At 41.3% G+C, this 6,754-nt stretch carries 7 protein-coding genes; 2 read left to right on the plus strand and 5 right to left on the minus strand.

Features of this window, described 5'->3' with window-relative positions; translation table 11 throughout:
• Positions 1-42 precede the first annotated feature (42 nt).
• Positions 43-1,809: a methyl-accepting chemotaxis protein gene (locus tag FCV43_RS10640; RefSeq protein WP_136995145.1), complete on the minus strand. Its 1,767-nt coding sequence runs from the start codon at positions 1,807-1,809 to the stop codon at positions 43-45.
• Between the two features lie 165 nt (positions 1,810-1,974).
• A complete protein-coding gene (arfB, locus tag FCV43_RS10645) occupies positions 1,975-2,385 on the minus strand; it encodes an alternative ribosome rescue aminoacyl-tRNA hydrolase ArfB (protein WP_017053467.1) in 411 nt (136 codons plus the stop codon).
• A gap of 86 nt (positions 2,386-2,471) precedes the next feature.
• Here arfB and FCV43_RS10650 point away from each other — a divergent pair, with 86 nt between their 5' ends.
• Both FCV43_RS10650 and FCV43_RS10655 read left to right on the plus strand, forming a co-directional pair.
• The gene (locus FCV43_RS10650; protein WP_136995146.1) at positions 2,472-3,083 is read left to right on the plus strand and encodes a beta-phosphoglucomutase family hydrolase; all 612 of its coding nucleotides are present in this window, start codon (positions 2,472-2,474) and stop codon (positions 3,081-3,083) included.
• Between the two features lie 73 nt (positions 3,084-3,156).
• Positions 3,157-4,032, plus strand: a complete 876-nt coding sequence (locus tag FCV43_RS10655; RefSeq protein ID WP_136995147.1) for a DMT family transporter — start codon at positions 3,157-3,159, stop codon at positions 4,030-4,032.
• 34 nt (positions 4,033-4,066) lie between these two features.
• Here FCV43_RS10655 and FCV43_RS10660 read toward each other — a convergent pair whose 3' ends face one another.
• From FCV43_RS10660 to FCV43_RS10670, 3 genes are read right to left on the minus strand one after another with little or no spacing between them, the layout of a single operon-like run.
• The gene (locus FCV43_RS10660; RefSeq protein WP_431188291.1) at positions 4,067-5,452 is read right to left on the minus strand and encodes a vWA domain-containing protein; all 1,386 of its coding nucleotides are present in this window, start codon (positions 5,450-5,452) and stop codon (positions 4,067-4,069) included.
• A 14-nt stretch (positions 5,453-5,466) separates the two neighbouring features.
• Positions 5,467-6,021, minus strand: coding sequence for a TadE/TadG family type IV pilus assembly protein (locus tag FCV43_RS10665; RefSeq protein WP_136995149.1), 555 nt, complete (start codon positions 6,019-6,021; stop codon positions 5,467-5,469).
• Positions 6,022-6,029: 8 nt separating this feature from the next.
• The gene (locus FCV43_RS10670) at positions 6,030-6,473 is read right to left on the minus strand and encodes a TadE/TadG family type IV pilus assembly protein (protein WP_040887258.1); all 444 of its coding nucleotides are present in this window, start codon (positions 6,471-6,473) and stop codon (positions 6,030-6,032) included.
• Between the last annotated feature and the right edge of the window lie 281 nt (positions 6,474-6,754).

Genomic DNA, 6,754 nt, shown 5'->3' on the forward strand with positions numbered 1-6,754 from the left:
GCAAAGTTCAATTTTGGCTGATTAATATAATTAGGCCTTCGATCACTTATGTGTTTTGAAGACCGCGACGGCATTATCCATCTCTGTTGCTTGAGATGACACCGTGTTTACCTCGGTGAGACACTGTTGGGCAGAGTGCATGTTGTTATCTGAGATAGTGTTGAGCTCTGTAATGGATTCGCTCACTTGATTCATCACAATCCCTTGCTCTTCAATCGCAGAGGCAATACGTTCAGAGTTGGCTTGTATCGAGCCCATATCATTGATGATTTGTTGCAAACTATTGTCTAATTGCTCTGACGCGGCGAGGGTTTCGTGCCCTTGGGTATTGCATTGTTCGATATCGGCAACAACTGTCGACATCTGACTCTGAATAGCAGAGACCACATTGGTTATCTCTTCCGTTGATTGATGAGTTCGGCTGGCCAACGCTCGCACTTCATCAGCGACCACGGCAAAGCCGCGCCCTTGTTCGCCCGCTCGTGCGGCTTCAATCGCGGCATTTAAGGCTAATAGGTTAGTTTGCTCTGCAATTTCTTGGATGATGTGAACCGCTCCACCGATTTTATCGACATGACTATTGAGTGAACCGATGGATTGTTGACTGCTCGATAGTGTTGAAGAGAGTTGCCCAATGTTCGTAACGGTTGATTCAACCACTACACGTCCATTTTCGGCATTACTTGCTGCCTGTTGTACCCCTTCTACGGCGATCGTTGTACTTTCTGAAATCTCATTGATGGTTGCGACCATCTCTTGTACTGCCGTTGCCATGGTTGTGGTGTGATCGGCTTGAACATTGAATTGCTCAATGACCTCTTCTAATTGGCCTTGCATGTTATTCGTGCTGCTGGTCAATTGGTGAGATTTTTCTTGAGAGCCAGAGACCAGGTCCTCGATCTTGTCGAGTAGGGTATTGAAGTGAAGTCCGACTGAAACCAATTCATCTTTTCCTTTTAAATCGGCTCTCATTCCAATGTCGTTGGTTTCAGATATACGTCGAATAACCAATAGTAACCGTTGAACCTGGGTATTAATCGAGCGAGATATTTGCCAGATAAATAGGATGATAATGAGTAAGACTGAACCGCTAATGATATTTTTTATGATGTTAAGAGAGTTGGTTTGAGAGTTAGATTCAGTCGTTAACGCTTTCGAAAACGCTTTAAATTGCTCCTCAACAGCATGTGAGAGTGCACGAGTGTCTCCAAGTAAACCTGTATTGTATTTTAGGCCGACCACTATTTTTTGAGCGATTAATTGTTGTGCGTTTTTACGTAGTTGCGCTGAGTTAATACCAACTAGGAAAGAGCCATCAAACTCTCCGTGCAGTACCTTAGTATTAAAATGGATCAGATTTAGCAATTGATCTCCAGTTGCTTGGCTCTCTACGCTTTCTAGTTCTTGTGAAAATTGACCAAGTAGGCCCGTATCTTCCTGTAATCCAAGAACTGTTTGTGCATGGACTAACTTTTCAAATCCTGCTTGGTATTTGAGAATATCTTGGCGTAATTGACTACTCGAAGGGAGGTTTTGCTGAGTTAAAATTGAGGTGAGATCGTCTTCCAAACTCAGGAATATATTAATATTCTTTGAAAACTTATCGAGGTATTTGAGATCGTGTCGAAGTAAAAAATCTTTTTCATTTCGCCTTAAGTTGAGTAAGCGAATTTCTAGCTTATCAACAAGCTTAGCGGCTTGGGTTAACTCATTGGAAGTCCGAACGAAACTGTTGGTTGCAAAAAGTAAGGAAAGAACGCCTAAAATAGCGATAACACCTAACAGGTATAGCTTTTGCTTTATGCTCATCATACTTCCTTGCTCTTATAAATTCATATTTAATGCATCGCACTCATAGGTCTCACCATATAGTAAGATTAATTGAGTTTATTATTATTAATGTTACAAATTTATGACAAACAAACGTCACAATAATGACAGTTGTAACTAACAGTATGATAGATAAGAATAAAACTAGATTAACTTTCCTCTTAATTTTTTTGTTGCGCCTTTTTGTGCTTTTTTATCGAGTCGCTTCCGTTGTGAAGATCGAGTTGGTTTGGTTTCTCGTCGGTTTTTTTGAACGGTGGTTGCAGAGATGACTAATGCTTTTAAGCGAGCTAGGGCATCGTCACGATTTTGTTCTTGTGTTCTATATTGCTGCGCTTTAATGATGATGACACCTTCTTTAGTGATGCGTTGATCTTTTAAAGCTAACAACCTCTGTTTGTAAAAATCAGGAAGCGTTGAATGGTGGATATCAAACCTAAGATGGATGGCGCTCGACACTTTATTGACATTTTGTCCGCCAGCACCTTGGGCTCGTATCGCTGTGAGTTGGATTTCCCAGCTTTGAATTGTGACGGCGTTAGATATTTGAAGCATAGATAGAGAGGGCCTTAGTAAAAATCCCATACATTCTACTTAATCTTCGCTAAGGTAGTACAACTTTGTTTTTAATAGGTGTAAATATGAGTATTGATCTTAGTAGTTATCAAGGTTTGATCTTTGATATGGATGGCACACTCATTGATACTATGCCTGCGCACCTTGATGCGTGGGAGAAAACAGCCAATCAGTTTGAATTTCCATTTGATACGGATTGGTTGCATAGCCTAGGGGGAATGCCCAGCTTTAAAATTATCGGACAAGTGAACCAAAAGTATGGTCTGAATTTAGATGCTAAGCAGGTTTCTAAATTTAAAATGCAGAGTTTTGCTGCCTTGGAGCATCATGGTGAAGTGATTGAATGTACATACCAGATATTGTTAGACAATCTTGGTAAGAAAAAGCTAGCGGTAGGAACGGGAAGTCAAAGAGAAAGCGCGACTCGTTTACTCAAAAAAGCACAGCTGTTAGATAGGTTAGACGCCATGGTTTCCGCTACTGATGTCGACAATCATAAGCCCGCGCCTGATACTTTCTTGCAAGCGGCAAAAGAGTTAGCGCTAGAATCGACACAGTGCGCGGTCTTTGAGGATACTCACCTTGGCAAAATGGCCGCGCATGCCGCAGGAATGGATTGTTACTTAGTGGTGGATGGACGCTTAGAGTTTCATCCGGTTTCACAAGCGACAGACTAAGTTATTATGGAATTTTCGATTCAAATCGACACTATTCATAGTTAAGGGTGAATGGTGTTTACTAAGGATTATCGTGACCTGGATATTTTTTACGTTATTAGCCGCATTTAGCCAGTCTTGGCGCAATGCCTTTCAAAGTCAGCTCAGTAAAGAGATGAATGTGATTGGTGTGACGCTATCGCGATTCTTGTGGGCAAGCCCGCTTGCCGCTTTTTATTTAGTGTGCCTATATTGGTTTGAGCCAGTTGCATTGCCCTACCTTAATATCCGCTCGTATCTATTTATCTTTGGTGCATCAGTGATGCAAATTTTAGCGACTGCGCTAATGGTGGTTCTATTCAAACAGAAGAATTTTGCCATTGGCGCTGGTCTTGCAAAAAGTGAAGCGCCAGTTGCGGCAATTTTAGGCGTATTATTTTTTGGGACGTCTCTTTCGATGTTTGGTTGGGCGGGTGTTATCGTTGGGGGCATAGCCGTGTTTATGCTTAGTTGCTCGAATGGTATACGTACTATTTCATTGAAAACGGCACTTATAGGCTTAGCATGCAGTACCTCTTTTGCGTTGACCTCTTTATGGATTAGAGAGGCAAGCCTCACTCTTGATTTGCCTTTTCCTCATCGTGCTGCTTGGGTCCTATTCTTCGTTATCTCCTTTCAAACTCTTATCTTATTAGCTTATATGTTGTTAAAAGATAGACGGACCCTAAGTTTAATGTTCATTAAGTCTAAACTCGTCATCATGACCAGTGTTGCTAGCTTTGTTGGCTCATTAGGCTGGTTTAGCGCAATGTCACTTCAAACGGTTCCATTAGTGAAAACATTGGGGCAGGTTGAAGTCTTTTTCACCATGCTTATTTCATTCTTCTGGCTGAAAGAGGGCATTCGCAGAAAAGACATGCTCGCACTGATTTTAATCGCTATTGCCGCTATTTTGGTTATGTGGCAGTAGGTTAATATCGCCCACCGGATCATTAACAGATGACCTACATAGTTAGCCTAATAATCACATCCAGCATTTCATCAAAGCATGGCCCTAGAGCTCCTTCATCGACCGCATGACAATAAACACCTTGTAACTGATCAGAGTGAAAATCGCCACTTAAGTCCGGATCATTTAAAAGTGCAGGGGAGTTTGCCATTCGCAATAATAGATCTTCCCCGAATTCACTATCTGGCCCTGATGATGATGTGAGTGACGACCCTAAACCGAGTGTAAATACATAAATGTCTTCATTTCGAGCTGCGGTTGCCATGTCTTCAACTAGATTCCTAGCAACACGATTTACTCGTTGATACAGATTATTCGCAGAGTGAGCATAGCGGTTGTATTGGCTTACAGGTCGTACTGGGTGATCTGGGTTTAGGATGTTGAATTCAGTTGCGGTTGAATCATGGGCGGTATAGTAATCAGGTAGTTCAACCAAGTGATCATCAATATTACTCCCTTCGTAGCCATTTCCAGATAGCTTAGTTGCAATCGAATCATGTTTCCACAAGCCCCTAGGAGTCCCTCTCGACCCATCACTAGAGCGAATCGATCCTATGTAGTCATTTCCATCGGTAAGAGAAAATTGCGAGGCAAAAGTATTAGGCGCACCATCGGTGAAGAAGACAATGACTTTAAGGTTTGCAGGATTGGAAACATTACGTAGTTCATTCAGTGCTGCATAGAATCCCTCGGATGCGTTGGTGTATTGTGCATTAGAACTACTGCCGAAATTAAACGCATCAATTTGGGTTTGTATGCTTGTACGGTTATGACCACGAGCGGCAGTAAAAGGAACAGGGACTTCAGCACCAAAAGCAAATTTTACCAGCGAAATTCGATCAAAAGACTCATGAAAATTTTCCACAAATGATTTGGAGCGGTCGACAACATCTTGGGTGACATCTCCGATGCTGCCGAGCCTCAATGATGTTGTGTTATCAATAACAAGCACTAAATCTACAGGACGACGAATGACCTGAGCCACTGCCGTTGGTTTAAATGAATTAAATCCGATAAAAGATAAGAAAGCATTCGAGATCTCTGATGACGCGTCTACATCAATGGATATATTACCGAAAGTGTCATAGGCATAACTTACCCCATCAAATCGGGATGTTGCACCATAGAAGTCGGGCGGCATGTTAGCGGTAAAATATTTGTTTGCTGCGGTTGTTCCTGCTTGCTCCCCATTTGCGACGGCCCTAGCTGCAGCAATACTGGCAGCATCGACAGCCGCGAGCAGTTTTGATCTCACCACATAGGCTTTACCTGTATCGATCGCCAGACCGACGATAAGCAATATAAAAGGTAAAGAAATGACGGTTAAAATAGCGACAAGTCCTTTGCTATAGCGCTTATTAGTTGTTTTTTTTCGGTTAATCATCGCACCAAGCCCTACATATAAGTGACATCACTAAGTGTGAAATTAGCATCTAATACCAGATTAAAGAGGGGAGTGTAATTGTAGAAAACCTCCACCACATAAACCGATTCTCCATCATCTAAATTTAACGAAAAGTTATTAAGCGTAGGAGGATTGGCTTGAGAAATATCACAAGCCCCATCCGCTTCCCAATCGCCGCAATTACTCCAAATATCACTACTTTTATTAAAACCAGCTTGATTCCATTTATACTGACTGCTGACATAGGGTAATTCATTCTGCTTGCCTGTTACTGATGTTATATAAATTGCTCCATCACTACTTAAATCTAATGGACCAGCGGTGATGGCAATGGTATCCATTATTTTTTGAGGTGTTTCGGTACTACTTCTAGATACGATGTTGCCACCTTCACGGCTGATACTGATGATAATGTGATCGGCTTGGATTATTTGAGTGAGTTCGACCGCCCCTGCAATTAATAAAATAAACACAGGTGTCACTAGAGTCATTTCAATAGATGCAAATCCAGTTTGTTTTTGTGGATACTTTGGTAATGTCATCATATATACACCTAAAATGCTTCATTTTTCATAGCGGCGCTAACGGTGAATTTGTATTTCCCGTCATCGAGGAAAGGATAGATATAGGGACTGGTTGTAGGCCACTCACAATCCAAATGAATGGCAATAATCTCTCCGGAACTTCCAAACCCAGTGACTGCATTGCCAGAAGTATCTTCGACTCTAATATCATCCACATTCATTACTTTCGATAAGAGGCCATCGGATGATGTGGATATTTTTTGCAAGATAGCCGCTTCTCGATTGCCTAGAAGATCAGGGTCTAGATTGGATTGCCCTGTCACGGCATACCTCGCCCCTTCCCTTACAGAATGTTGCATGGTGAGCTTTACGTAGCCATAGATACCTAAATCAATCACTGTAAAAATAAGTAAGAAGAAAAAGCTAGCAACAATTGAGAATTCAACGATGGCAAGTCCACGGCTTCTTTTCATTGCTCGATAGGTACCGCCTTTCCCGAAGTGATGATTCACTTGTGCAGTGCCTCTTATTTGTGTTTCTTTAGGTCTATTTAAATTATATTTAACCATGATGTAAGCGCTTCTTATTGTATTTGTAATGATGAGATTGCTTTATTTATAACATTGCCCTGACATTCTTTAATAATGGTATAGGTGATATAGAAACCCATATCAATATTTCAGATTCTAAGTGTGAATTAAATATAATTTGAAGTCTACGAGAAGGTTTTGCAATTTATGTATCTATCTTTATG

Origin of the sequence: Vibrio genomosp. F6 (genome assembly GCF_005146325.1) — a bacterium.
In the GTDB taxonomy this organism is placed as follows: Bacteria; Pseudomonadota; Gammaproteobacteria; order Enterobacterales; family Vibrionaceae; genus Vibrio; species Vibrio cortegadensis.

Bases quoted from the DNA above. Each gene is read 5' to 3' on its own strand.
- FCV43_RS10670 (WP_040887258.1), bottom strand. From the start codon at position 6,473: ATGAAAAGAAGCCGTGGACTTGCCATCGTTGAATTCTCAATTGTTGCT.
- FCV43_RS10640 (WP_136995145.1), bottom strand. From the start codon at position 1,809: ATGAGCATAAAGCAAAAGCTATACCTGTTAGGTGTTATCGCTATTTTA.
- FCV43_RS10650 (WP_136995146.1), top strand. From the start codon at position 2,472: ATGAGTATTGATCTTAGTAGTTATCAAGGTTTGATCTTTGATATGGAT.
- FCV43_RS10665 (WP_136995149.1), bottom strand. From the start codon at position 6,021: ATGATGACATTACCAAAGTATCCACAAAAACAAACTGGATTTGCATCT.
- arfB (WP_017053467.1), bottom strand. From the start codon at position 2,385: ATGCTTCAAATATCTAACGCCGTCACAATTCAAAGCTGGGAAATCCAA.